20 protein-coding genes are annotated in these 24627 nt (G+C 43.0%); 10 read left to right on the top strand and 10 right to left on the bottom strand.

Annotated features, from left to right (window positions below; translation table 11 throughout):
• Positions 1–580 precede the first annotated feature (580 nt).
• From HXN26_RS00790 to HXN26_RS00780, 3 genes are all read left to right on the top strand, one after another.
• Positions 581–763 (top strand): hypothetical protein, encoded by a 183-nt coding sequence (locus HXN26_RS00790; RefSeq protein WP_024999807.1) that lies wholly within the window; start codon positions 581–583, stop codon positions 761–763.
• A 5-nt stretch (positions 764–768) separates the two neighbouring features.
• On the top strand, positions 769–2736 hold the full coding sequence (locus HXN26_RS00785; protein WP_273158183.1) for a hypothetical protein: 1968 nt from the start codon (positions 769–771) through the stop codon (positions 2734–2736).
• 760 nt (positions 2737–3496) lie between these two features.
• Positions 3497–3730, top strand: a complete 234-nt coding sequence (locus HXN26_RS00780) for a helix-turn-helix transcriptional regulator (protein WP_024999804.1) — start codon at positions 3497–3499, stop codon at positions 3728–3730.
• Here HXN26_RS00780 and HXN26_RS00775 read toward each other — a convergent pair.
• Positions 3711–3938: a hypothetical protein gene (locus HXN26_RS00775; protein WP_273158182.1), complete on the bottom strand. Its 228-nt coding sequence runs from the start codon at positions 3936–3938 to the stop codon at positions 3711–3713. The two genes, HXN26_RS00780 and HXN26_RS00775, sit on opposite strands and share 20 nt — an antisense overlap.
• Before the next feature lie 227 nt (positions 3939–4165).
• On the opposite strand from HXN26_RS00775, the gene HXN26_RS00770 reads away from it, so the two are divergent.
• The 4 genes from HXN26_RS00770 (at position 4166) to HXN26_RS00755 (ending at position 7413) form a co-directional block, all read left to right on the top strand.
• On the top strand, positions 4166–5056 hold the full coding sequence (locus tag HXN26_RS00770; RefSeq protein ID WP_273158181.1) for a hypothetical protein: 891 nt from the start codon (positions 4166–4168) through the stop codon (positions 5054–5056).
• 824 nt (positions 5057–5880) lie between these two features.
• Positions 5881–6366: a thioredoxin gene (gene trxA, locus HXN26_RS00765; RefSeq protein ID WP_273158180.1), complete on the top strand. Its 486-nt coding sequence runs from the start codon at positions 5881–5883 to the stop codon at positions 6364–6366.
• Positions 6367–6386: 20 nt separating this feature from the next.
• The gene (locus HXN26_RS00760; protein ID WP_273158179.1) at positions 6387–6746 is read left to right on the top strand and encodes a MarR family winged helix-turn-helix transcriptional regulator; all 360 of its coding nucleotides are present in this window, start codon (positions 6387–6389) and stop codon (positions 6744–6746) included.
• Between the two features lie 235 nt (positions 6747–6981).
• Positions 6982–7413 carry a Fur family transcriptional regulator gene (locus HXN26_RS00755; RefSeq protein ID WP_036888741.1) on the top strand — a complete coding sequence of 144 codons (432 nt, stop codon included), beginning with the start codon at positions 6982–6984 and terminating at the stop codon, positions 7411–7413.
• A gap of 649 nt (positions 7414–8062) precedes the next feature.
• On the opposite strand, the gene HXN26_RS00750 is transcribed toward HXN26_RS00755, so the two are convergent.
• The 5 genes from HXN26_RS00750 to HXN26_RS00730 all read right to left on the bottom strand — a co-directional run bounded on the left by HXN26_RS00750 (position 8063) and on the right by HXN26_RS00730 (position 10858).
• Positions 8063–8230, bottom strand: a complete 168-nt coding sequence (locus HXN26_RS00750) for a hypothetical protein (protein ID WP_273158178.1) — start codon at positions 8228–8230, stop codon at positions 8063–8065.
• A gap of 166 nt (positions 8231–8396) precedes the next feature.
• Entirely contained in the window at positions 8397–8489 is a 93-nt protein-coding gene (locus HXN26_RS00745; protein ID WP_273158177.1) for a smalltalk protein, read from the bottom strand.
• 110 nt (positions 8490–8599) lie between these two features.
• Complete coding sequence (locus HXN26_RS00740; protein ID WP_024999797.1) at positions 8600–9088, bottom strand: HU family DNA-binding protein; 489 nt, start codon at positions 9086–9088, stop codon at positions 8600–8602.
• A gap of 177 nt (positions 9089–9265) precedes the next feature.
• Positions 9266–9700, bottom strand: coding sequence for a D-Ala-D-Ala carboxypeptidase family metallohydrolase (locus tag HXN26_RS00735; RefSeq protein ID WP_273158176.1), 435 nt, complete (start codon positions 9698–9700; stop codon positions 9266–9268).
• A 606-nt stretch (positions 9701–10306) separates the two neighbouring features.
• Positions 10307–10858: an isochorismatase family protein gene (locus tag HXN26_RS00730; protein WP_273158175.1), complete on the bottom strand. Its 552-nt coding sequence runs from the start codon at positions 10856–10858 to the stop codon at positions 10307–10309.
• A gap of 449 nt (positions 10859–11307) precedes the next feature.
• Here HXN26_RS00730 and HXN26_RS00725 point away from each other — a divergent pair, with 449 nt between their 5' ends.
• Together HXN26_RS00725 and HXN26_RS00720 are read left to right on the top strand one after the other, a co-directional pair.
• Positions 11308–11946, top strand: coding sequence for a SatD family protein (locus HXN26_RS00725; RefSeq protein ID WP_273158174.1), 639 nt, complete (start codon positions 11308–11310; stop codon positions 11944–11946).
• Between the two features lie 3 nt (positions 11947–11949).
• Positions 11950–12663, top strand: coding sequence for a DUF3307 domain-containing protein (locus HXN26_RS00720; RefSeq protein ID WP_273158173.1), 714 nt, complete (start codon positions 11950–11952; stop codon positions 12661–12663).
• 362 nt (positions 12664–13025) lie between these two features.
• Here HXN26_RS00720 and HXN26_RS00715 read toward each other — a convergent pair whose 3' ends face one another.
• Together HXN26_RS00715 and HXN26_RS00710 are read right to left on the bottom strand one after the other, a co-directional pair.
• Positions 13026–15569, bottom strand: a complete 2544-nt coding sequence (locus HXN26_RS00715) for a C10 family peptidase (protein WP_273158172.1) — start codon at positions 15567–15569, stop codon at positions 13026–13028.
• A gap of 224 nt (positions 15570–15793) precedes the next feature.
• Entirely contained in the window at positions 15794–20260 is a 4467-nt protein-coding gene (locus HXN26_RS00710; RefSeq protein ID WP_273158171.1) for a choice-of-anchor J domain-containing protein, read from the bottom strand.
• A gap of 34 nt (positions 20261–20294) precedes the next feature.
• Here HXN26_RS00710 and HXN26_RS00705 point away from each other — a divergent pair, with 34 nt between their 5' ends.
• The gene (locus tag HXN26_RS00705) at positions 20295–20468 is read left to right on the top strand and encodes a hypothetical protein (protein WP_273158170.1); all 174 of its coding nucleotides are present in this window, start codon (positions 20295–20297) and stop codon (positions 20466–20468) included.
• Positions 20469–20868: 400 nt separating this feature from the next.
• Here HXN26_RS00705 and HXN26_RS00700 read toward each other — a convergent pair whose 3' ends face one another.
• Both HXN26_RS00700 and HXN26_RS00695 read right to left on the bottom strand, forming a co-directional pair.
• Entirely contained in the window at positions 20869–22224 is a 1356-nt protein-coding gene (locus HXN26_RS00700; RefSeq protein WP_273158190.1) for a TIGR00341 family protein, read from the bottom strand.
• Between the two features lie 235 nt (positions 22225–22459).
• Positions 22460–24526, bottom strand: a complete 2067-nt coding sequence (locus tag HXN26_RS00695) for a choice-of-anchor J domain-containing protein (RefSeq protein WP_273158169.1) — start codon at positions 24524–24526, stop codon at positions 22460–22462.
• Positions 24527–24627 lie beyond the last annotated feature (101 nt).

The following is a 24627-nucleotide window of genomic DNA, read 5'->3' as shown; positions in this document are numbered from 1 at the left end:
TGTCCATTACTAAAATCCGTGAGCTTTTCAGCCTACCAAATGTCCATTACGCCCACTTTTTTTATTCTATCTAAAACACTCACACACAGGGCGACAACATCGGGGAAACAAATAAGAAAATATACCTTGTAAACACACAATAGGTGTAAATATTTTGTAAAGAAAATACATTCGCATTACCATCTGACTTTCAACGTTTTACAATACCCATTGTTTTACAACGCAAAAGAGCCTGTTTTGCTCGGTAAAAGCGCCTATATTGCAGCGCAAAACAGGCTCTTTTGCAAAACCAAACAATTTGGTTCACTTACAGCATGTACTTCCTTTACAAAATCATAATACCACAAATAGAACATAAATAAGCAAATATTTTATCTTTTTGCAGTTTATTGTGTGTTTTAGAAGAGATATTTAAATTTTTCAATATAAACTTGTATAATTTTAAATAATATTGTAATTTTGCAACTACTCTGTAAGAAATGAATAGGATAAAGAGCCAATTAAAACGCTATTGACACGATAACAGAGCTGAAAGAAAGTAATTAACAACTAAGAAAATAACTTTAACTTACCTTTAAAAATGAAACAAAAATCTTACATTAAACCTGAATGTAAAGTCATTCAGTGTGTAGATGAGGAGCCTTTCCTCGGAAATACATTAGAGAAACCTGACCCAAATCATGGTGGAGAGGACAATCTTGCTAAACCTAACGACCAGGTCTGGGACTTTGACTATGAAACTACAAGATTAGAAAACAACTAAAACTGATGAAAAGGAACATACTAAAGACCACAACGATGGCTATGTTGCTCTTGGCATTAGGGGCGTGCAGCGACAACGAGAACATGAATGGTGGAGAAACAGAACCACAAAGTTACACCTACCAAATAGAACTAACGGTGGTCGGAAATAGCGCTGATGGCAACAACAACTCGGCAAAAGCCATCTCGCGCACACTCGGACTCGACAACGACAAAAACGTTGTTTCTAACTGGGCAAAGGGCGATAAGATTTTCGCCTATAACCTTTCAGATAATAACACAAGTACTGCCACTGCGTATAGTACGCTGTCTACACAAGCCGAAGGTGGGAAAAAGGCAACATTCAAGGGTACTATTACAAGCAAAAAAGAAATGAAAACCACCGACAAACTGGCGTTCTTCTATCCTGCCGAAGCGTTAGAAGGAGATAAAACAGTGGGGTTGGTCAATCCAAATAAGATTACAGAAACTGAAAAAGGAGTATCAAGAGTTTATCATGATGCTTCTAATACGATTACAAGCCAGGTCTCGCTCGACATGAAACAGCAAGACGGAACACTGAATACTATCGATAAGAAGTTTGATTACAACTGGGCTGCTGCTTCGCCAGAGAAGATTTCAAACAACGGAACAGAAGGTACGATAACAAAACTAAACGTTTCTTTGGAGCGTAAAGTAACCTTCTGGGGTATGAAATTCAAAGATTCGCAAGGCAATATCATCAACAACATCAACCAAGTAAAGATAAACGGCTTGCGGTCGTACGATATTTTGGACCTTAGCAATGGTACTTTTGTAGGCACAGATGACGAAAAGGAATACATCATTGACGTTGCGAACAAAGACAATTCGCCTATTCAGCTACAACAAGACTATGTGTGGGTTGCTTTCTTAGCAGCCAATGCAGAAACCAATTTCACCATTACGGTGTACACACCAGACGGTATTTACACTAAAACGGCAAAGAAAACGTTCCTCACCGACTATGATTATCGTTCTAATATAACGATGGAAAAGATTACACCACAGCCGTATGTGGTGGTGAATAATGTGAAATGGGCAACTGGAAACTTCATTCACTACAAGACAGGAAACAAAGAATACTGGGGAATAGCACCTGCTCAATGGTGGATAAGCAACTATGCAGATAAACCTACTTTGGCAAATAGTGTTAATGGAAATATGGTTAACAATGATGAAAACACTCCTGGTTCGCAGTTTTGGTATATTAACACGAATGAAGGTAAGTACATACAGCATTCTAATGACTTAGATCTTTTCCGATGGGGAGATATTGAAAACGCTTTGGAATTAGACAAAACACAAGCCTATAAGTTAGGCACAGCAATAACAATTAGCGGGTCTTACTATTTAGATAGAGGCAATACAAAGACTTCTAATAGGAGCTTAGCAAAGTATGGAGATATTGTTACGTATTGGACTAACGATGGATTGAAGAATTACCATTATGCTTATCCAACTGTAAAAGACCTCAAAACTCTCATAGAAAAGAGCAAAACATTCATGCCTGGCTATTGTTATACTGATAAAGGCAATAAGATTTATGGTGCATACTTTAGCGATTTAGAGTTTCATGGGGCTAAATATAAGTTCCCTACGGGTAGAAAACTATGGAAGTTTCAAGATGTTACAGGACTTGTTTTGGCGAATAAAGGCTTGTTCTTACCTATCACAGGACATAGAGATGACAATGTTTCTATTGTAATCTTCCGCTATATGGGCAAAGGAAGCGAGTTTTATGCTCTTTATCTTTCAGATTATGCAACGGCTATAACAACCACAAGAGGACTTAAACTTGGCTCATTTGCTCATGTCTTGAACGACCCACAGAAGTTTGAAGCCTGCCCTATCCGCCCTATATATATCGGCGAAGACGTTGAGGGCAAACCTGTTGATGCTGCAAACTTCGAACCGTTCCAGCATATTATTAAGCCAAACGCAAGATTTTATTAAGGTACTTAGAACCACATAGCAGAGGAGTTACCCTACAAAGGGGTGCACTTCTGAATTAGGAAAAACTTAATTAGCTTTTCCAAACACCACCACTCAGTGCAGAAAGATGTTTGAACTTAACACTTTCTGCACTTTTTTTATTGTGTCTAAAAAACACTCTCTCAAGGCGGCAACTTCACGAGCGCAAGTTTGGAAATATGCGATTCGAACACTGAAAAGGTGGGATAAATTTGTAAAGTTATATCAATCGCCTTAACACCTGACTATCAGCACTTTTCAATACCCCTTGTTTTGCATTGCAAAAGAGCCTGTTTTGCTCGGCAAAAGCGCCTATATTGCAGCGCAAAATAGGCTCTTTTGCAAAACGAAACAATTTGGTTCTCTTTCGGGATGTACTTTCTTTACAAAATGGAAGTCGTTTTTAGGCTTCACGGTCGGACTTCTACTCCCCTGCTTTCTGCCTACTTTCTCCTTGTCTGATGGATTGTTAGCAACATGATAAAATACGTCCCAACACTTTTACATGATACGAAAAACTCCATAAGATGCGCACGCACAACTGCGTTTTGTAATGCTTTCAGCTACTACTGAACCTATTTGCGGAATGTAAAAGAACCATGATTTGACTTTTAAAATATCCGTTTTAGCCCCGTTAGGGTATAATATGGTTAAATAATTGTAAATCTATACCCGATAAGGAGTATTTGTTTCTATTTACAAAGATATTCTTTATATTTGTACCCGAAAAGGTATAAAAGGTATGGAAGTAAGCAAATTATCGTCTACTATCAAACAACTGAGAAAGGAATACCACCTAACACAAGAGGAATTAGCCTTCAAGTCGGGTGTCGGTCTTCGCTTTGTCAGAGAAATGGAACAGGGCAAACCCACATTAAGAATGGACAAAGTGAACCAGGTTCTCGAACTTTTTAACATGGAACTGGGCCCCATTCGGATTACCAAAGAACAAAAAATTAAGACGGAAGAGCTATGAGACAAGCACAAGTAGAGGTAAAAGTTTCTGGCGTTTTATAGTCTGTTAAGTCAATAACACGGCAGAAGGTTCTTCTACTAAAATAGCTACTGAAGTACCACCCTACTCCTACCATTTTGCAATAGTCCTTGTTTTTCAAAACCAAACAATTTGGTTCGCTTTCGGTATGCACTTTCTTTGCAAAATGGAAGTCGTTTTTAGACTTCACGCTCGTACCACTACCACAATCTGTTCGGCTTATCTCTACGCCCCAACTACATTTATTTAATAAAGCAAAGAAAACCCTATAAAAAACTTGACAATATAAAATAAAAACGTTATATTTGCACTCATTCATCACATTTCATATAAAAACGAGAGAAAAATCTAATATATCCACAAAACGCCCACGCCTCTGAAACGGCGTTGCTCTGATTGAGTTGCAACAGGGAGGCTATGATTACAATGAATATTAACCTACTCAGAAACACGTACGCAGCTACTGCTGCAATGGTCATCACATTGTTTGCACAACCTACAACCATCAAGGCGCAAACCAGTTACAACTTCCAAATCGCAGACACAAAGGTTACTTCAGACAACTACAAAGACCTTTCGAAGATTGCAGGAGTTAGCGGAAACATTACGTACGAACCTGGAACTAAAACTCTTACACTGGAAAACGCTACCATAGAAACCAACGAATTCCCTGGAATGATTACCAACGCAACCATGAAAATAGTGCTGATAGGTAACAATACCATTATCTCTAAACAACGGTCGGGACTTACCAACCAGTACAGTGGCGACATTACCATCACTGGAAAAGGTGGCACGCTTTCGGTAAAAGGGGCGGAAGAGTCGGACGGATTAGATGCAATGATTGGCATCGGAAACTGGGGACGCATCACAATTAAGGAATGTACAGTGGAAGCTGTAGGGGGTGCGGCAGGACTGTATAGCGGTCTTTGGAAGTTCGAAAACTGCACAGTGCGTGCTAAAGGGAATGGCGACGAGGGCGATGAGCACTTCGGTAGCATCTGCTGGCTATGGGACGAAGAGCCTTATCTTATTGATTGCTACGTTGCTTCGCCTACGAGTACGGAGTGGAAGGAGTACAAAGAGGGCAACTACACATACTATTCGCTCTACGGAGCAGACAAGAAAGTGGTTACAGGATGGGTTACTATCACTTCGGGAGACCCTGCTGGAATCGACAATATTACGACTACAAACACGGCTACCAATGGCATTTACAACATCGGCGGCATGCGCTTGTCTAAAGAAATAAAGGATTTACCAAAGGGTTTATACATCGTAAATGGTAAAAAAGTGGTTAAAAAATAATGCGCCAATACGGCTAATTTATTTCTACAATATTGAAAAAGCAACACGTAGAAAGAACTAACGTGCTTATTTTACATGTCAAACACATGATTAAAAGACTGTAAGCACTCAACTATTTCGTTAAAAACACATGGCCCCTACTCCTCTTCCATAAGGCGTAGGGGCTGTTTTCTGTCTGTCGCAAATGGGGTTCTATCCGCTCCACTCCATCATTTTGCTTCAATGGAATCAGACAAAATCCACAAGAAAGTATGCTTCTGAAGAAACAAAATCGACTATGGCTCGCCACGTTTTGAACTACTCATAAACGCTATTCCAGTACAACAACACACCTTATATATATAATATAACACCCTAAACAAACGAAAATGTGCCGTTTCATGCTACCTATCACAGAAACGAAAAGCAACGAACAGGACGCCACAACACTCATTTGATTTCTACACTTCATTACTTTTGTGGTATAAAAGTCGTATAAGTGTTCTGTTTTACGCATATTCTTGCATTATCTGTTAAACTATGTTATACCGTGATATTATTTCCATTGGAAATTTGTTCCATTGGAAAATAAAGCTTATTTTTGCAATACTTTCCAACGGAAACATAACAATTGCATTTTAAGAAGTACGGAGAGAGGCAGTAATAAGAAAGTCGGAAGAACATAGCTGGACATATTTAATAAGTTCGCTGACACGATAACACACCCTCTGAGAAATAAGAATAGAACTCAAAAATAAACATCTGGAGAAATAAAATATAAGGTATTAGAAAAGAAAGGAACAGAGAGAAGAAAACAAAAGTTAAACTAAAATATAAGAAAAGCGATGAAAATAAATATATTCATAGCCGTTGCTACACTGGCATTTACGCTCAGTAGCTGCAATACATCGGCTAAAAGTAAACCAGAAAACAAGGAGCAGGCAACTGCACAAACTAAAAAGGATAACAAGATGAAGACAATTGAAATGAACGAAACAATGTTCAATGAAAAGGTAATGAACCTCGGTGCTGCAACAGATGCATGGAAATTTAAGGGCGATAAGCCTGCCATCATCGACTTTTATGCTACTTGGTGTGGACCATGTAAGGCTACAGCACCTATTCTTGAAGAGCTTGCACAAGAGTACGATGGCAAGATTGACATATATAAAGTAGACGTTGATAAGAACGAAAAGCTATCAGCAATCTTCAATATACGCTCTATCCCATCATTATTGTTCATTCCAAAGACGGGCAAACCCACTATGTCGGTAGGTGCGCACTCGAAAGTTGAATTGGAAAAGATGATTAAAGAAACGCTCTTGAAGTAAGAACAACAAACATAAAAGGTATGGATAACAACTGCATACACAAGGTGCATAACATCTTTAGAGCAGTAGTAGAATTTGAAAGAGCATTGGAAACCAAGTTCGAAATGAATATAAACGAACTCATGTTGCTCTGTATGCTCGCTAATAACGAAAGCCTTCTCGCTGGCGAAATAGCCAACGAGATGGGCCTTTCTCGTTCGAATGCATCGAAAGTGATAGCCGCTCTCGAACGAAAAGGGTATCTGGAACGTCACACTTGTAAGAACGACAGCCGATGCCAACGATGCTCTATCACCCAAGAAGGATTAGAACAGATGGAACATATCAACTGCGATTCGTTCCCACCACCTCCCAATCTCGCAGCCTACATAGAGGAATAAGACTGAAAAATATGCTATGACGCTGCATGTAATAAATACAAAAGAAAGGTCGAATATATAACAATGTAAAATAATTTTGACGATACAGGAAAGTGTAAAAAGTTTGAAAAAGGAACCATTTATACCCTGTGTAATTCTTATTTTTAGGTAATAAGTTGACATTTTTCCAAATTTTTCTTGGAGAATTGTATTGTTTTGCATACCTTTGCCGAAATAATTAAAATGCAAAACAGTTATGTATATAGATCCAGCTTATCAAAAACTGCTTGATTGCGGCATTCGTCCATCACTGCAGCGTATTGAAATTATGCGTTATTTACAGACGCATCACACTCATCCGACCATCGATGAGATATTCAACGAACTCAAAAAACACATCCCAACCGTTAGTCGCACCACCATATATAACACCCTCAGGATGTTCTCTGAGAGGGGCGGGGCACTCATGATTACCATTGACGAGCATCACGTATGCTACGATGGCAATACAACACCGCATGCTCACTTCTGCTGTAAGGAGTGTGGACACGTGTTTGACATGCCCGATATGCAGCCTCCAGTACCACAAAGCATGGTTGTTAATGGTTTCCGCGTAGACGACGCACAGCTCTACTACAAAGGAATCTGCGCACACTGCTTAGAGAAAAAGGCCGAGAAAGTCTCATAAGAGAAGGGTAACATCTGAGGAAAAGGGACGTTTTCGCTAATAGAAAAAAAGCAAATTCATACCAGTTAATATATAGAAATAGCGAAGAAACGCACTTTCTTAAGATAACAAGAGAAGTTTTATTCTGCTAAAACTTACGAGCAATGACAAAATTGCTTGTACATTGTTACGGCATAAAACTTCCTTGTAAAGATAACAGAAAAAAGCATATTAGAAGTCCCTTAATACTGAAACATCCACGACTATTCCCAGAATCTAAGTGAAAGAGAGAGAACTATATGGGACAGAACAGATTCTGAGAGTACCCCACTGGGGTAAACTTATCTACAAACTAAAACAAAATAGGCAGGTATTAACTATCAAATGGGTTAATGCTTGCCTATCTATATAAATATATAAACCGCGACAAATAAGTGAAAAAATATGTTAAATGCAGGCTTAAACACTCGTATAAGCAGGGCATTCCAACGGATATTCCTTATTTGTCGCGGTTGTTTTGTTATTCGTTTCTAAACATATTCCCTTTTTGTTGCCGCTATATTGCAATACATTAGTAATCAGTTTGTTATGCAATATACGCACGACAACAGCATAAAACAAAGGAAAGTCGGTCAGCGTTGTTCCTCTCTGAAACAGCTGCAACGCTGCCTTAAGAAACTACCGAAAGTGCGATGAAAAGACGATTGCCAAACAAACACTTTCCCTTTCGGTCGCTGCCGACTTCCCAATATGTCGCAACTATCTGATAATCATTCCCTTCCTGTCGCATCAAACCTACTCTTTTGTCGGCTACTACCTCCGTTATTGTCGGCTGCAACCTACTATTTTGTCGGCCATTGCGTTTGTAAAGTGTTACGCATCAGACTGTTGCACGGTCTTAAATAATCGGTACTATAGATTAACAATGATTGTCTAAGTCCCTCCGATAGGTGTTTCGGTTGGGCTATACCGACTTTCTTTCTATGAACTACTCGCTCTCCGACTTACTTGCACGAGCCCATTCCCAACGTGGTAGCAATGGCTGAGAGGACCGAAAGCACGATCTGCATGATGAATTTCCATTTTTCTTTCTTCATAATTTTGTAGTTTTAAAAGGTTAATAATTAGGTGTTCGCTCATCGATAGTGGTGAGAGCAGGGGAACGAAGCGCGCTCCGTCCCCTGCAATAGGCCTTCGCCTACCCTGCTTATGGGTGGGGTTGATGACCACCTTCAGCGCCTCCGCCGCTTGGTTTCTTGCCGTTCTTCTTCGACTTCGGAGTACCTTCGTAGCTCTCAAGCTCCTCTACTTTCACGCCCGAAATAAAGTTTTTGATGCGCACTTTGTCGGCTCCGACATGCGTTTCAGGCTGAAAAAGAACGTGAGGGCGCTTGATATGCTTCACAGCAGAGAAGTCTTTCAACTCCTTTACACCCTCTGACGAGATGGAAAGCTTAAAGGTTCCAAAGTCGTTGAGCTTCACTCGCATACCATTTTGCAGGTTATGAGACATCTCACTCACCAATGCGCTAATCACAGCCAAGATGTCTGGCTCGGTAACGGTACAGCGTTCGCTGATGCGTGTAGCCAGTTGCTTGGTGCCAACAGTACCGATGTAGGCGGCACGGGCATACCAATAACCGTTTCGTTGACTGGTTTTGTTCTTTAATTGATACAATTTGTACTTGATAGACATAATACTTAAAATTTAAAAGGTTAATAAAATTGATTGGTTAATAATATAATAAGGTTTCTTAAAACCCTTCTTTTTCTATTTTCTCAGTGGTATGGTGGCTCGACAATGCCATGCCAGAGCTAATGTGTCCACATCGTTTCGGCTCCAAAATTTCTTCCCTTTTTGTCGCTAACAGCACTACTTTTGCTGTCTGAAACTGACGTGTAGCCATCGTTTATTGGCAGTTCCGAGCGGTTCCAACAACAGTTGTTGCACGGCAGAATGGGCCTCGAGAATGTGTTCGTAGCGCAGGGCTGTTGCCTGATTCGGCACATATATGTCGGCAGCTTCGCCCCTTAAATGTTGCGAATGAGGCACTCCGCCCACCGCTTTGTTCAGTTCCTGACAGCGATACCCACTCGTTATTATCACTCGCCCCACCCTTTTGCGCAGCGGCTCCAGCACTTCGGTACACAGTTTCCGCAGGTTTTCCACCACCTCCTCGTTGGTTAGTCCTTCTTCTGGGTGTGCATCAGGCTTGTTTACGATGCCCAATCGAATGGCAGTACCCGACCGAAAGAACTCGCCCACCGTGAAATGAGGCGACAAATGTTGCTCAAACGTTAATTTCATATTTTTGTCGTATTATATGTTTTTATATATTTGTTTTTACGTTCTCAAAGGTTTATCTATCTATATATATAAATAATGTGTAGCGTTCTTGGCACTTTCGTACCGTCCTACACCCCTTGTTCGTTTACATTTGCAAAGATACAACATCTGAAAAGCCATATCAAGTAATCGTTGGGTAGTATGTTGGGTAGTGTTATTTGCTTTGTTTTAAAAGTCGGTAGATAGGCTGAAAGAGCGCCAAAGCCATTTGCACCACCCACCCTATACGCCCCTTTCTAACGCCACAAAAATGCAAAGAATTTGTAAAATAAATATACTCTCGTAACCATCTGACCTACAACGCTTTGCAATACCCATTGTTTTGCGTTGTAAAAGTGCCTATTTTGCACGCCAAAAGAGCCTATATTGCAGCGCAAAACAGGCACTTTTGCAAAGCGAAACAATTTGGTTCGCTTTTCACATGTACTTTCTTTACAAAATAAGAGGAGGAATAAAGGGAAATGAAGGCACCGAAAGTCTATTGCCCAGTGCTATAAAATGTGTTGCACTTTCGGTAAAAAGAAAGGGCAATGCCGCTTGTTGTGTGCATTGCCCGTTGTCAAAATTTTAAATTAAACCGTTAATAAAGTCCTTCAACATCGACCCATCGTCGAGCGAAGGCGCATATTCTTCCAAGATGTTCAGCTTGGTATTGGGCAGCATTTTCTTGAGGTCTTTCGCCGTATCCAGCACACAAATGTTGCCCGCCAAACCGCAAACATCGAGTTGTTCAATCTTCATTGCTTCGACCAACCGACAGATTACGCTTGCCGATTCTTCGTTTTGCATAATCGAATATTCTTCTTTCTTAATGTTGTTGCCCTTATATAATAAGGTGAAACCGCCCCGTGTCTGGTTCAATGCCTCGAGCAACGACTGCCAAATGGCAGCTCCAGCCGAGTGTTGCACGCAATGTCGTGGCCACATACCGCCCTCATCGGCAAACGAACAATGGTGGTAAGGGTGCCAATCGGCCGTAACCAGCCGTGCCACATACTCGTTGCCATGTTCCTTCACATACGCTGCCAGTGCGTCCATAGCCTCTGCCGCCCCTGTAACAGGGAGCGAACCATTTACAAAATCGACCTGCGGGTCTACTATCAACAATATCTTACTCATCTGTTTTATGCCTTAAATATTAAACTTTCGAGCCTCAACGATGCGCCCGAACCACATTTTTGTACTTAAAAAATATACACTTGCAAATATACTTATTTGCTCCGACATAATGCCATCTTTGTCGAATAAGTTCGGTTGGGGGCGTTGAAAAAACCAGAAAACTATGGTTTTGCAGAAAAAACGAGGGGGATTGTTGGCACTCGATGGATTATAGAGGAAATAGAAAGAGGTGGGTTTGATGGGAAAGGTTGCGACCGAGACTGGGCGATTGGGACGAAAAGGGGGGACGAAGGAGGAGAAAAACAACTTAAATAGGTTGTTTTTTAAGAAACAACTTATATGGGTTGTTTTTACAGAAACAAGCTGAATAGGTTGTTATTTAAAAACAACTGGGTTTGCTTTGCTACTCAAACTTTTCTTTATATCTTTGCAAAAAGACGATTAAAACAATGATGAAGGCAGTTATTACTGGCGATATTATTAACTCAACGGCTATACCTATCGAGCAAAGACCGCAGTTGTTGCAGGCGCTGGATAATATAGTATCGGACTTGAAACACTTGTGTTCGATGAAATACGAGGTGTTTCGGGGTGATAGTTTTCAGATTTTAGTAGACCAAACTGAATATGCGCTGCTGGTGGCAGTGTTGGTTCGGGCAGGGTTAAGAATGAATACTCCGAAGAATTCGAAGCTGATTTGGGACGCAAGAGTAGCTGTTGGCGTTGGCAATGTTGAATTTGTTGCCGACCAGATTGTGGCTTCCGACGGCGAAGCTTTCCAACTTTCGGGACGTGCTTTCGACGAATTGGGCAAGCAAAACCTCGTTGTTAAAACCGAATCGGAGCCTATCAACGAGGAACTAAAGGTGAGTACGATGTTTGCAGACGATATTATTTCGAACTGGACTCCTGCACAATCGTTCGTGGTTTTCGAGTCGTTGGCCTTTGAGAAGAGTCAGAAGGAAATAGCAGAAGCACAGGAACAGTCGGCGCAAAACATAAGTAAGATTTCGCTTTTGGCGAAGGAAAAGCTTATCAGACAGTATATTAACAGATACCATCAACTTATAACACACTATAAAAGGTAATTTATGAATATCTTATTTCGCCTTCTTTTGGCACACATCGTGGCTGATTTCTTTCTGCAAACGGACAAGATGAACTCTGGAAAGAATGCTGCGGACGGGCGCAAATGGTTATTCTTATTGCTTCATAGCTTCACGCACGCCGTTGCAACTTACATTTTTGTGGCGCAATGGACCAACTTTTCCGTTCCTGCAATTATCTTTTTATCGCACTTTATCATTGATACGATAAAAACAAGCATACGTAGCAAGTCGGTGGCAGCGTTTGTTATGGACCAGATAGCCCATATTTCGGTGATTCTGTTTGTAGCTTTCCAATTGACAGGCGGAACGATTTGCGAAGCTGTTATGCCTGACCTATTCAACAGCAACAAGTTGATTATCTATGCTATTGGCTATGCGTTGGTGCTGAAACCTACGTCAATCGTGATGAACTTGCTGCTAAATCGGTGGGACTTAACGGCTCTGACATCGTTAGGACTGCCTCATGCGGGCAAGTGGATAGGCTATTTGGAGCGCATATTGATACTTACTTTCATCTTAACGGGCAACCTTGAAGGCGTTGGTTTCCTATTGGCTGCAAAGTCGGTATTCCGCTTTGGCGACTTGAACAAGGCGAAAGATATCAAGATTACAGAGTATGTGATGATAGGAACGCTTATCAGTTTCACCATCGCCATACTTGTTGGATATGCCGTTATGCACTTTGCTGCCATCTGAACGTAAGGCGAACAGAGGGGACAAACCATCGCCTTGCCTTTTATATCCTTCTTTTTCTGATTCAAACGAACGTATTTTTATCTTTGTTGCGAGCCGAAATAAGGCAACAAAGAGGGGTGGCTGTGGTGTGAAAAGCATAACGGTCGTTAGATTGTAACAGCTTTGTCAGCTAAGAATCTAACGACCGTTTTGACTTAAAAAAGAATATTGGTGCCTACAAAAAGAGCTTGCCGACACCAATATAACTTTCAGATAAATTGGCATTCACAGCTATAAAACAAGCTGCGAGGGGTGTTTTCGCTATATCGTCCCCAATAGGTTGCGCTGAAAAGCAACACCTATTGAGGGATATTGTCTGTTGTTTACTTCACTACAACCTTCTTTTTGTTCACGATGTAAACACCTGCAGGAAGTTTAGAAAGGGTTGCGGTGGTGCCTACCTTCGTACCAGATACGGTGTAAACTGGCTGTGGTTCGGTAGTATCGGCAGCATCGGTGTGTGCTATTCCTGTTGAAGCAGCAACCGTTAGCTTGCCCTTCTTGTAATTGAACTTGTAGTTTTGAGCCTCTCCACCACTGATGATGATGTCGTATTCGCCCACAGGACTGCTTTCGTTTGCAGTAGTTGTAGCGGTAGGACGAGCGGTGAGCACAGATTCGTTTTCGCTGTTTACGAAACCTCTATAATGGAGTACGAACTCTGGATTGGCTGCGCCTGCCTGACGAGTAACATCGTCGGTGCTTACAGTAAGGGTTGCCTTGTCGATTGTAAGGATACCGCCCACGAGCTTAATGGTCTTGTCTTTGATGGTGCCGTAGTCGATATGAATATCGTATTTGCCCACTGGCGAAGTCTTATCAGCCTGGCAAGTGATTTCAGGACGACCTTCGAAATACTCTCCTCTGATGGTATATCCGAACTTAGGATTGGCGTCGCCGTATTCGCGAATGGTATTTCTTACGGTTACGATGCTACCAAATTCCTTGATGTTCTTGACTGGAATACCGCCCCAACCTCTATAATCCTTCTTGGTATCGATAGGCACTCGCAAGAGAATACCATTGACACGGCTGCTGAGAAGTGGGTTTTTACCCAACTTTGGAGGCTTTGTTGAGAAGATTTTAATCTCGCTAAGCGTGCTGCAACCAGCCAAACTCTCGTCGCCTAAGTAGGTTACTGATGTTGGCAAAACAAGACGCTTGATAGCGATACAGCCAGCAAGTGCATAACTGTGCAGACTTGTTATGCCGTCAGCAACAACGAGTTCGTTTTGCATAGAAGGTATAACGCTGATAATTTCCTTGCAGTCTTTTGTATAGAAAACGCCACCATCGTAAACGAAATTGTCACCGCCAGCCGCTGGAATATTGTCGATTGCAGCGAGAGCGCGGCAGAATGCGAATGCGCCATCGGCGATAGTCTTCATTCCAGAAGGCAGAACGATCTGTCGTAAGCTATTGCAACCATAGAAAACACGCTCTGGAAGGTTGTCGTTAGATGTCTTTAGCTGTCCTTCTTTAAGGTATGCTTCGCCGCCACTTACTATCCTTGCGTCCTTAATATCGAGCATATAGAGTGATCCTTGAGTGAATTTTCCTTCGTAATCGCTACCTGTCATCTCGCGAATAACGCGGAAGTCGGAACCGTTAATATCGCCTTTGAGTGTGAGTTCGCCAATGTTTTCGCGCATGCTGGCAGGAATACTATCTGCCAAAACACCTGCTTTTGGCAAGTTGATGGTGCGCTTCACGAGTTCTTTCGCCTTACCGTGGATACCTCTAACAATATCTTGGTAGTGCGTAAACGAGTACATATTGCCTGGATTCAGCAGGTCGATGTTGTAGTATCCATTCACATCTCCGTTCCAACCCCAGTTCACACTCACCAAGCCATCCTTGTTATAACCATCGATAACAAAGGCGTGGCCAGCGTCAACACCCATAGAACCAGGACTAACACCACCATAAATGAGTGGGTGTCCGTTAGAAAGTTCGGTGAAAACGATGTCCATCCACTGTGCAGTATTGTAGTCTACACGCGATACATGCTCGGCTTCAGCAAAGCCAAAGTAGTTGCGCAAACCTTCGGCGCAATCGTTCATGAAAGCACTACTGCCCACATTTGCAGTGCCATACTCCATGTTTGATGCTACACCACAATGCAACATAAGGGTTGCAACAGCGTTTGCTTCAGCCTCAGTGTAGGTTCCGCTGTAGTCATCTTTCATGTTTGCCCAGTCGTAAGTGGTATTTCCGAAGTCGGCAACAATGGCATCTCCGCTTGTATCGTTGGCTGGATAGTAAAGCGTACGAGAGCCAACGCCTCGCAATGGATACTTAAAATAGTTGAGAACCTGTGCTGTTGCTGTTGCCACACAGCCTGTAATGATGTGTCCTTTCTTGGTATTGGGCAACAATTTGTTGTATGGCGACTGCTGTCCCCAGAGGGTTGTAACCATCGTTGGCACCTCTGCTTTATACTTATTAGGGTCTGGTTTGGTGATACCGAGCTTCTTATTGTTCTTTACTGCATCGGTAATGACCTCGTCGATTGCCTTTAACCACCAGTTGAAACCAGGGTTATCGTTCTGTACGAAGTCGGCTTCCGAAACTCCAAGAACCTCTGGTACGAGGTCATCTGCCGATATTACGGCGAAGCCACCATTGGTATAACCGAACACAGTGTACGTGTTTGTTTGTTTCAACTCGCGCAATTGTGTTGCTGTTCTACGTGTTCCGTTCTGGTTCGGAGCGTTCAGTCTGTGCTTACTTAGCGTGGTTTGCAGGTTGATAGCACTTGCGGCAGTTTTCTTCATTTCAGCTTTTGTGCGTGGCTTAGCCCATGCTACAGCTGGCAAAAGCATGAGTAGCGCAAAGGCTACGAATAGGTTTTGTTTCATGTTCATATAGATATATGTTTTTAAAGTTGAATATCTCGCATTGATAACGAACTGCGTTTGCTGCTCGTTCTGCCTTCCTTGAAAGGTGCGTTGTGTCGCTCTGACGATGCGCTAACGAGGTTGTCGTTGAGCATTTTACTTCGCGAAGGGTTGCTCGTCTGCAACGATTGATATTAAAAAAAATCGGTGTCCGCTACCCGATACGGGAGCGAACACCGACAAAAGAGCTTTTATTGTATAATTATTTTCTTATTTCCAACAACATAAGTACCCTTGCGTAGACCACGAAGAGTAGTTGTCTGGCGACGTACAAGTTTGCCATCGATGGTGTAAACATCTACTGGTTGGCCGTCGGTAATGACGCTTTCGATACCTGTTGGTACATTTACTTCCACTGGAGCAGACTCTGTTCCGTCGGCATATATGGCTGTAACGGCATACTGTACACTCTCTCCAGCATTTACATCTACGTAATGGTGGAAGCCGACAGGCACCTTATTGATGCGTTCGCCAGCCTTGTAGATAGCGTAACTAATTGGCGTAGGCGTTTCCTTTGTATAGGTAACATCGTCTATTCCAAACATAAGACCAGTTTGTGGGGTCTTCTGATGGATTGCAAAATAGGTTGTTCCAGCTGGCACATTGATGCTTACCTTCTCCCATTCGCCCGATACTGCCTGACGATTTTCGGCAAGAACTGTGGTGAAATCGGTTATTTCCTTACCCGATGAAGAACAAAGTACGTCGTAATTTTCAATATATGCAACATCATTTACCGTCATATTATGCACATAGAACGATATTGTTTGCGCCTGTCCTGATAGTTTTGGACTAATAATCCAGTTGTTGCTGTTCACGTAAACCTGCCCTGTGGCATCGAGTTCGTATGGAACTGAAGCGTATTGTTGGCCCGAGAACGGTTTCAACCAAGGGTTAAGGCGTGCCACATTCTCCCCTAATACAAACGGATTGAATATGATATAGGCGAACTGAGTGAACTGATTAGGATACCAAAGGTCGTCGAAGAAACCACCAGAGTAGCCCTTGTTGGCATCAATGAGGGTCCAATCGCCAAACTCTGTAGACCATGCGTCGTAGCGTTCGAAGTCTTCTGTTATGGTTTCAGGGGCTGTATTGGGCGCTTCCCATACGAGTGATACATTCGATTGTTCCCTTTTTGCGCTCAAATTCTGTACCTTTGGCTTTTCAGAATCTTCGAGTCTGACGGTCAGTTCTGCTTTGTTATCGGTGATATCTAAGTCCTTATCGTATTCAACTTCTGTGATAACCTTCATCTCTTTTGCGTCTTTGATGATGGCAGATGATGGAACTTCGAAATCAAGCGTGCAGTTGCTGAATGGTGAGAGTGCATCTTTCCATACGTAAGAGTTTACTTCTTTGCCGCCAGTCTTAACGCGAATGGTGAAGTTTTCGGCCTCGCGCTCGCCTATATTCTCCACTTTTACGTTGAGTTTGGCCTTGCGTCCCTTGATAATCTTGCCTGTTCCAGATACGGTAACAGCCAAATTGTTGCGCTGAACCTCCATGATACGAATGTTATCGACGAAGATTGGCTCGTGGTTAGTGCCGCCAACAGCTTTGAATCCAATAAATACAAAGCGCTCATTTTCGAACGCGCTCAATGGAATAACCTCGTTAAACCATGCCTGATTGTTATTTATTAGAGAGTAATCTATCGTTTTTAGTTCGGTGCGGGTGCCGTCTGGACGTTGCACAAATACTATAAGTTTGGTGTCAGGGAAGTTCTTTCGCCCGTAGTTGAATATCAATTTCGGATTGGTTGTGCCGATAAGCGAAATCTTTCCTGTACCTAACGTACTTTCATCGCCTGTGTGTGCAGGTTCAAAACAGAGTGCACCACCGTCATTATCGTATGCTACGCCACGTCTAATCTTCCACGATGTGCCTTTCGTATCGGCCAACCAAACCAACGAAGAAAGCGATGCGTTGGCAAAACTCTCCTTGAATGGCACGTTATAAGCCTTACCAGCGATGAGTCGGGTGGTAGCAATGCCACTGCTTCCCAACTGGTTTTGTGCTGCAACACCCCAATAAACGAAGCGTTGTTGCTCGCCATCGCTAAGATCAATAGACGTTACATCGAAGTTGTTCTTATTCTTAAACGAAGCCAAAGTGTCGGTAGGCTCCTTCGAATCCTTCATGGACATGACGTAATAGGTTACATCTTCTGGTACAACAACGCCACCATTGGCTCCGACAGTAGACGTTTTATCCCATGAAAGGGCTGCCACTGTATTCTTGTCTAACGCCTTCAAACCTGTAGGAGTAGCTGGCATATCGAATCCGACAAAGGCTTTTGCCACTGCTTCACGACCTGCTCCTGATGCATTATAGGCCACCACCTTATATATATGTGCGCCTTTTGCCACATGATTGTCCTGATATGTCATGGTCTGACCGCTCATAAGGTTCTTCAAAACACCGAGTTTCACATCGTCGCGGTATATCACTGCCGAGTCTAACTGGGCAGTAAGGGCGTCTCCATTGACTGCTTTCACAGGCATTTTAAAGTATAATGTAGCCTTTTCTCCGCCTGTTTGGTCTACAATAACGTGGAAATCGGTCGCTGCATTAGGCGCTGTGAAGAGCGCACCAGGTACCAATTGGAAGTTGCGAACATAGAAACGCCATTGGTTAAAGCCGCTCTTGTCGTGAATGGCAAGGTGGTATGAGCCATCTTTAGGTACTTTCAGTTCGTAAGAAAACTTTGTTTGTGCCTTCGGAACAAGTACTGGCTGCCCCACTTTCACATAGTTTTCAGGGTTATAACCTTCGCCACAAGCAAGTTGGAACACCTCTTTAAACTGTTCGGCAAGCGTATTATAGGCTTCTAAAGAAACTGTATAGAGTCGGTCTGCCTTTAGTTCAAACGGTGGAGATAGTAGCCAATCGTCAGCTACTCCCTTAGGATTGTAACCCGATTGAGCCCTTCCTTTCCAGTCATCAGCCAATCCCCACTCCCAAGTGTGGCCGTCGTCGTTTGCATCTATGGCTGTAAAGTTGTTGAAAGATTCCTCATCATAGAAGCTTTCCTTAAATGGTGGCACGATGGCCTTGCCTATAACGATTCCGTTAGAAGCCACTTCCTCACCTTGACGGTTGCCCGCTTTCGGTGTAATAGCGAAACTATACTTCTTTAATTCGGTGGTTGTGAAAGGTACAGACAGACTGTTTCCTGTTACATTGGTTTGCACTTGAGCTCCATCTGGCATTCTTTTCACGTCGTAAATCACCTCTCCTACATATCCGCCGTGCTTTCCTTGCGTTACGGAAGGCCATGTAACGACTGCTGTTGTGCCGTCGTAGCTGAACTTAACACGCTCTATATCAGCAGGAATGTCGTAGCCTACCCATGCAGTATATCTTACTTTAGGCGATGAGCCTGCAGCGTTGGCAATGGTAACGAGGAACTTTGTATCGCCACCAGGTACGGTTATTTCGTCATCAACCTTAGCTCCTGCCGTAGCAACACCCTTCTTTACAGTGTCGTTATTAGCCACAACATAATATGTAAGGTTGCCTGTTAGCGGTTCACCGTTTATCTTTTTGCTTGGAGCAGTAAATTGAATGCGTCCTGTGGTATTACCTTTTTCAAATACAAACTTTAGGTTTTCCACACGTGCGGGGGCTTCGGCAGATGCCGTAGATATAGGTATTGTAAGCGCCAATACCTGAGATTCGATAGGCATATCGCCTATTTTGTTCGCCTTTCCAGTTGTAAGGTCTACATTATATAGCACCGACTTGCCGTCTTTGTCTATGCTTGCCCAATAGAAAGTATTGGTATTCTGGTCTATTTCGCCGCTTTGTTGGAAGTATTTGCCGTACTCATCTTTTACAGTAACGCCTGTTGCACCGATCAAAGTTTCCTTTCCGTCGGTGGTACTGATGGCATATAGGTCGCCATCGAGGGATATTCCGTAGAGCGTTCCTTCCTTGCTGATACCCAAAGCAACGTATTGATGTTCTGCCCAACCGATGAAATCGCGTTTCATCTTGGTATAATCGATCACTCCCCATTGCAGGTTCGTACCGCTTTCGTCCCAGAATACGCCGTAAATCTTACCTGTTTTGCGGTCTTGTGCAGTTTCCATGGCGCACAGCGATAGTCCATCTTCTCCGAGATTATCGTCAGAAAGCTGTTCCCAAGTGTCTATATCGTAAGTATAATGATGCACTTTGACCCTGCCTTCCGAGTATGATAAGAGGTCTAAATACATCGCATGGAACACGTCGCCGACTATTCCGCTTCCTGCATTCACCTCCATATAGTTCATAAGTCCTAATGGTTTCACTTCAATAGGGACTGTAGTGCCTACCGAATACATGCCGTAGGCAGCGTTACCCACCTTCCATCCTTCTTGATGAATGACGTTTCCCCACAGCACAATGCCTCCAGGAGTCTTCAAGAGTGGCGCAGCAAGTGGCTTTTGCAGGGGTGAAGCCACTGTCTGCAATAGCATGTTGTCTGTACTTGGACGCTGAGCGACAGGCATTTTGAGGGTTGAACCCATCGCCATACCACCTTGTCTTGCCGACAAGGCGTCTCTTAGTGAACTCTCACGCTGGCTGTTGTTCTGTGCCATCATGGCTGATGACCAGCATAGCAAAAAGGCTATGATGCCAGCGAACATAAGGTAAGACTTCTTTTTCATAAGCAATAAATTTAGTGTTCAATATGCTATCACGATGTTGTGGAAAGCTTTTTTCTATCGTTTCGTGCCTGCATATGGTTGTACAACCTTGCTTTTCAGCCACCTGCTGTGTGGTATTGGCATTATTTCTGCATCAGTTTTCTGGTGTGTGAAGGCTGTGCTTGCCTGCCCCAAGATTGCCCTTCGTTTATTAGATTGCCGATTGTAACGTCTTCTCTGCTGCCCTTATATATAATAAGGTGGACGGCAGAATATGATTTTAACTTCTCTTTCTTCTTCTCAAAGGTTATGTAAGTTTTGCAAAAATAAATATATTATTTCAACTACACAAACGAAAAAGAAGAAAAATCTCAATATTTTTCAACATTTTGTAAGCTGTTGTTGCGACAAAAAAAGGAAATTAGCGGTAAATGAAATCAATGATATGACGTTATGGTAGAGCGATAAGGGGGAAGACGAAGGGGTAAACTTATTTAACAATATAGAAACGCTAAGATTTCAATATTTAGGAGATAACAAATCAAAAACAACCCCTTGCATCTTTACGCAAGGGGTGTAAGGGGGTAAAAAAAGTTGTTTCGAAGCTCTCGTTATGCTTCTGTGGCAACCTATTGGGGCAATACCACCAACTGAAGACTATCGGTTTTTACGCGCACCTTAAGCCATTTGTAAAGCTGTTGCTTGTCGTTTGCAGGAAGTGTTTTGCTGGTTTTAACCACCGCAAGCACGTATTTTTGGGTGAGAGCAGTATCTACAAAGGCTTCAGAAGTGTGCGAAAGGGCTATACTTTTAGCTTCCGGACAAATGGCTTTCAGCTCTTGTTTCATCTCTTTAGCCAACTCTGGATAACGTGTATAAGCCGCTAACTGCTTCTGTAAGGCATCGTTTTTGTACACTTGTTCCTTCCAATCGGAAGACGTTCCTTCTCCTATTGCAACCAAACCGCGTTTCTTTTGCTGCATAGCCATAAGACTATCAGCATTAGCACCTTGTATAATGCGAAGTCGATAGTCGGCTAACTGATAGTCGGACAGGGCTTCCTGTGCCTTCTTAACGTTGCTATTAGAAATAGAATTGCCTATTGTTACAACATCCAACGTTTTGTTTTCTTTGTCGAAAGTGTGCGAAAGAATGTAAGTTCCATTGTCTTTTATTTCGTTGCGCAGGAAGTTTTCGACGTTATTTTCGATGACACTCTGATTAATAATGCGCCATGTCATGTAGCCAGCAGGTATCATTGTGATGATAACAATACTTGCAATATAGTAGTTTACACGCTTCAACTTCTCCTGATTGACCATCTTTTTACGATGGAAGTGCATTAAACGAACGCCCACGCAGGTGGTGAAAGCGATGAAAACAGTATTGATGAAGTAAAGATAAAAGGCACCCAAGAAGTAAGATATGTTGCCCATTGCAAGTCCGTAGCCCGCCGTACAGAGTGGTGGCATTAGGGCAGTAGCAATCGCAACACCCGGTATCACGTTGTTTTTGCCTTTTGTAGCTACTGCCAAAATACCGGCTGCACCGCCACAGAGTGCTATCAACACATCGTAAAGTGTGGGCGATGTACGTGCAAGAATTTCTGATTGTGCTTCTGTGATAGGCGAAAGTAAAAAGTAAATGGTAGCTGTAACAACGCTGAGAATGGTGGTAATGAGGTAGTTGATGATAGCTTTCCTGAACAAATTCAGGTCGGCTATTCCTACCGCTAATCCCATTCCGATGATTGGTCCCATCAGTGGCGAGATGAGCATGGCACCGATAATGACTGCCGTTGAATTGACATTGAGTCCTAAGGAAGCGACGAAGATAGCAAGAATAAGTATCCATAAGGGTGCTCCCTGGAAGTTTACACCTTCGGTTATCTGTGCTATTACGTTGTCTTCAGAGGCTTTACCGGGCATGACATTGAAGTATTTCTTAACTACTTGCCACAGTGTTTGGTTGTTGTTTGGGTCCATACGCTTTGTTTTTTGTGCAAAGATAATGTTTATTTGTGATATGATGGTATTGAGGATAACATTTTTTTTCAGTGTAGCAATGGGATTGATGGAAATTAGAAGGACCATAAATAATAGGAAAACTATGGGCAACAGGAAGGTCATCAAGCAAAAAAAGGAGCCTCACCATGGGGTGAAGACTCCTTCGAACTTGGGTTACTGCATCAAAAGAATACAGCTACTGTGTGGTTAAACCTTACTTTACTACCACTTTTTGTGTGCCTTTAGCGGTGCGCACAAGGTAGATTCCCTTTGCGAGGGCGATGTGCTGACCAGCTTTAACAGCGCCACTAAAGAGGTGAGTGCCGTCGATGCGCGCTACGCTGATATAGTTATCAACGCCAAGAATATAGATTCCTCCGTCGGCAATGCGTAGGCTTACATCGGCTGCAAGGGCAGATATGCTACTGATGGCGGTTGTTCCGACCTTCTTTAAGCGTATATTGTCGAGGTAAAGGTTCATTCCTTTCTCAACATCAGTAGTATTAGCATGGAACCCAATATATATTGCTGCCGTCTGTTTGGCAGTAAATTCTACGATACGGGGCGCGAATTTGTCGGTGTCTTCCTGTGTTTCAGGCACCAATCGTTCGGTCATTGCAGTGGATTGGGGCTGCAAACCGTACATCACTTCGTACTTTTCGGTGCCGATGGTGCGTATATCGAACGACAATTCGTATCGCATGTCTTTCTCTACGGCTATGAATGGTGTAAACAGCCAGTCGTTTTTAGGTGCCGAAGAGCTGTATATCTTCATGAATTTGTAGTCGTTGTCCCAGTCCCAATAGGCATTTCCGTCGCCGATATGCTCTGTTGTGAAGAGCAATACTTCGTCGTTGGTGTCGAAGGTGGCGGTGTAAGGCACTTCGAAAGGCTTACCTATCATTATCTTATTCGATGCTGTTGGAATGCCTTTGTGGTCGTCGTCGATGTAAGGAGTAACGTCGAAGAAGCACTTTTCAGCCTTTTCTTGCGTAACGTTGTAGGTGTATGGCGATGCGCCTGTGTTGTCTACGATTTCGCCTGAAGGCATTTTGCGCACCTGGTATTTCACTTCTGTTGGGTCTACGTAGCCGTTGTACATTCCTTCTGTGGCTGCGTCCCATGTCAATATCAGCTTATCGATGGTCTCTCCTTGCGCTAATTTCACGTTCTTCACCTGCTTTGGTGTGTCGTGTCCTACGTAAATGTTCTTTATTTCGGCCTTGTCGCCATTGCCTTCTGCATTGATTACGATAACGGCAAAGTCGTGTAGGCCTTGCGTTGTGGTTACTTCTGCTGTGGTAGCCTGTCCTACCTGCGTGTTGCCGCTGGTGTTTTCCACGCCATCAACAAGCACCTTGAAGGTTAAAGCGCCCGTAAGTGCTTGTCCGTCGTAAGTCTTTGTGGGTGCTGTAAAGCTTATTTTGCCCTTCAGTTCGCCGTTGGTATAGTGGGCAGCAAGGTCGGTTGCCTTTGCAGGAGCGCCCGGAGCCACCACCTTATCGCCCACCCAGAGACACCCAAATTCCTCTTCGTGCTTGAATTCGCGTAGCATTGTACTGGTTTTAGCCTTTAGGTCTATTTTATAAATGCCCGGTGTTCCGCCCCAATCGTCGAGCGTTGCCGCCCAATAAAGGGTGTTATTGTCGTTTGCGGGGAAGGCTGCTGACTGCTGATAAAGCGGATTCATGCCCGTAGAGAGTATCTCTGTGAATGTAGCATCGGTTGTTGAGATTTCTCCTACCCTACCTGCTGAGTTGATTCCGTATAGTTTTCCTTCTTTGTTAAAGGCTATTGCGAGAATGTTGTTGCCCAATACGCCCACCTCTTTGCGTTCGTGTTTGGTTAGTTCGAGGGTGCAGAGCTTATAGGTTGAACCATCTTTGTAGACTGAATATACCTTGTCGGTGGTTTCGTCGTAGGCTATCGGACAACCTATCGATACCATGTCGGCAGGCACTTTGTGGCGTGTTATGTTGGTGAAATCGCTGGCGTTGTAGATGTACATGTACATATCTGAGCCGTAATCGGAATCGTCTTTCACAAAGAAATAGTAGCGGTCTTTCACCTTTACAATGCCGTAGTCGGGTGCATAGGGTATTTTTTGCACTTCGGTAAAGTATGAAGTAGCTGCCGTTGTAAACTTATAGATGCCGTTATTCTCCTTTGTTCCAACGAGATGTCCGTACAAATTGTACTCAGTTTCGGTTGTTTGTGCAGTTACAGGCATTGCTACAAAGAGGGCAATGGCTGCAAATAGTGTAGTAATAAGTCTTTTCATCGTACAATATATTAGTTGTTTGTTGTTCAGATTGTTTTAATTCTTTAGGTTGTTTCTGCCGTTTTTCTTTGCCTCTCGCCTCTCTATTATATAAGGTGTAA

It is taken from the genome of Prevotella aurantiaca (assembly GCF_015262605.1).
GTDB lineage: Bacteria > Bacteroidota > Bacteroidia > Bacteroidales > Bacteroidaceae > Prevotella > Prevotella aurantiaca.
The sequence above is the reverse complement of the archived record's forward strand: the minus strand, read 5'-3'. Positions and strand labels throughout refer to the sequence as shown.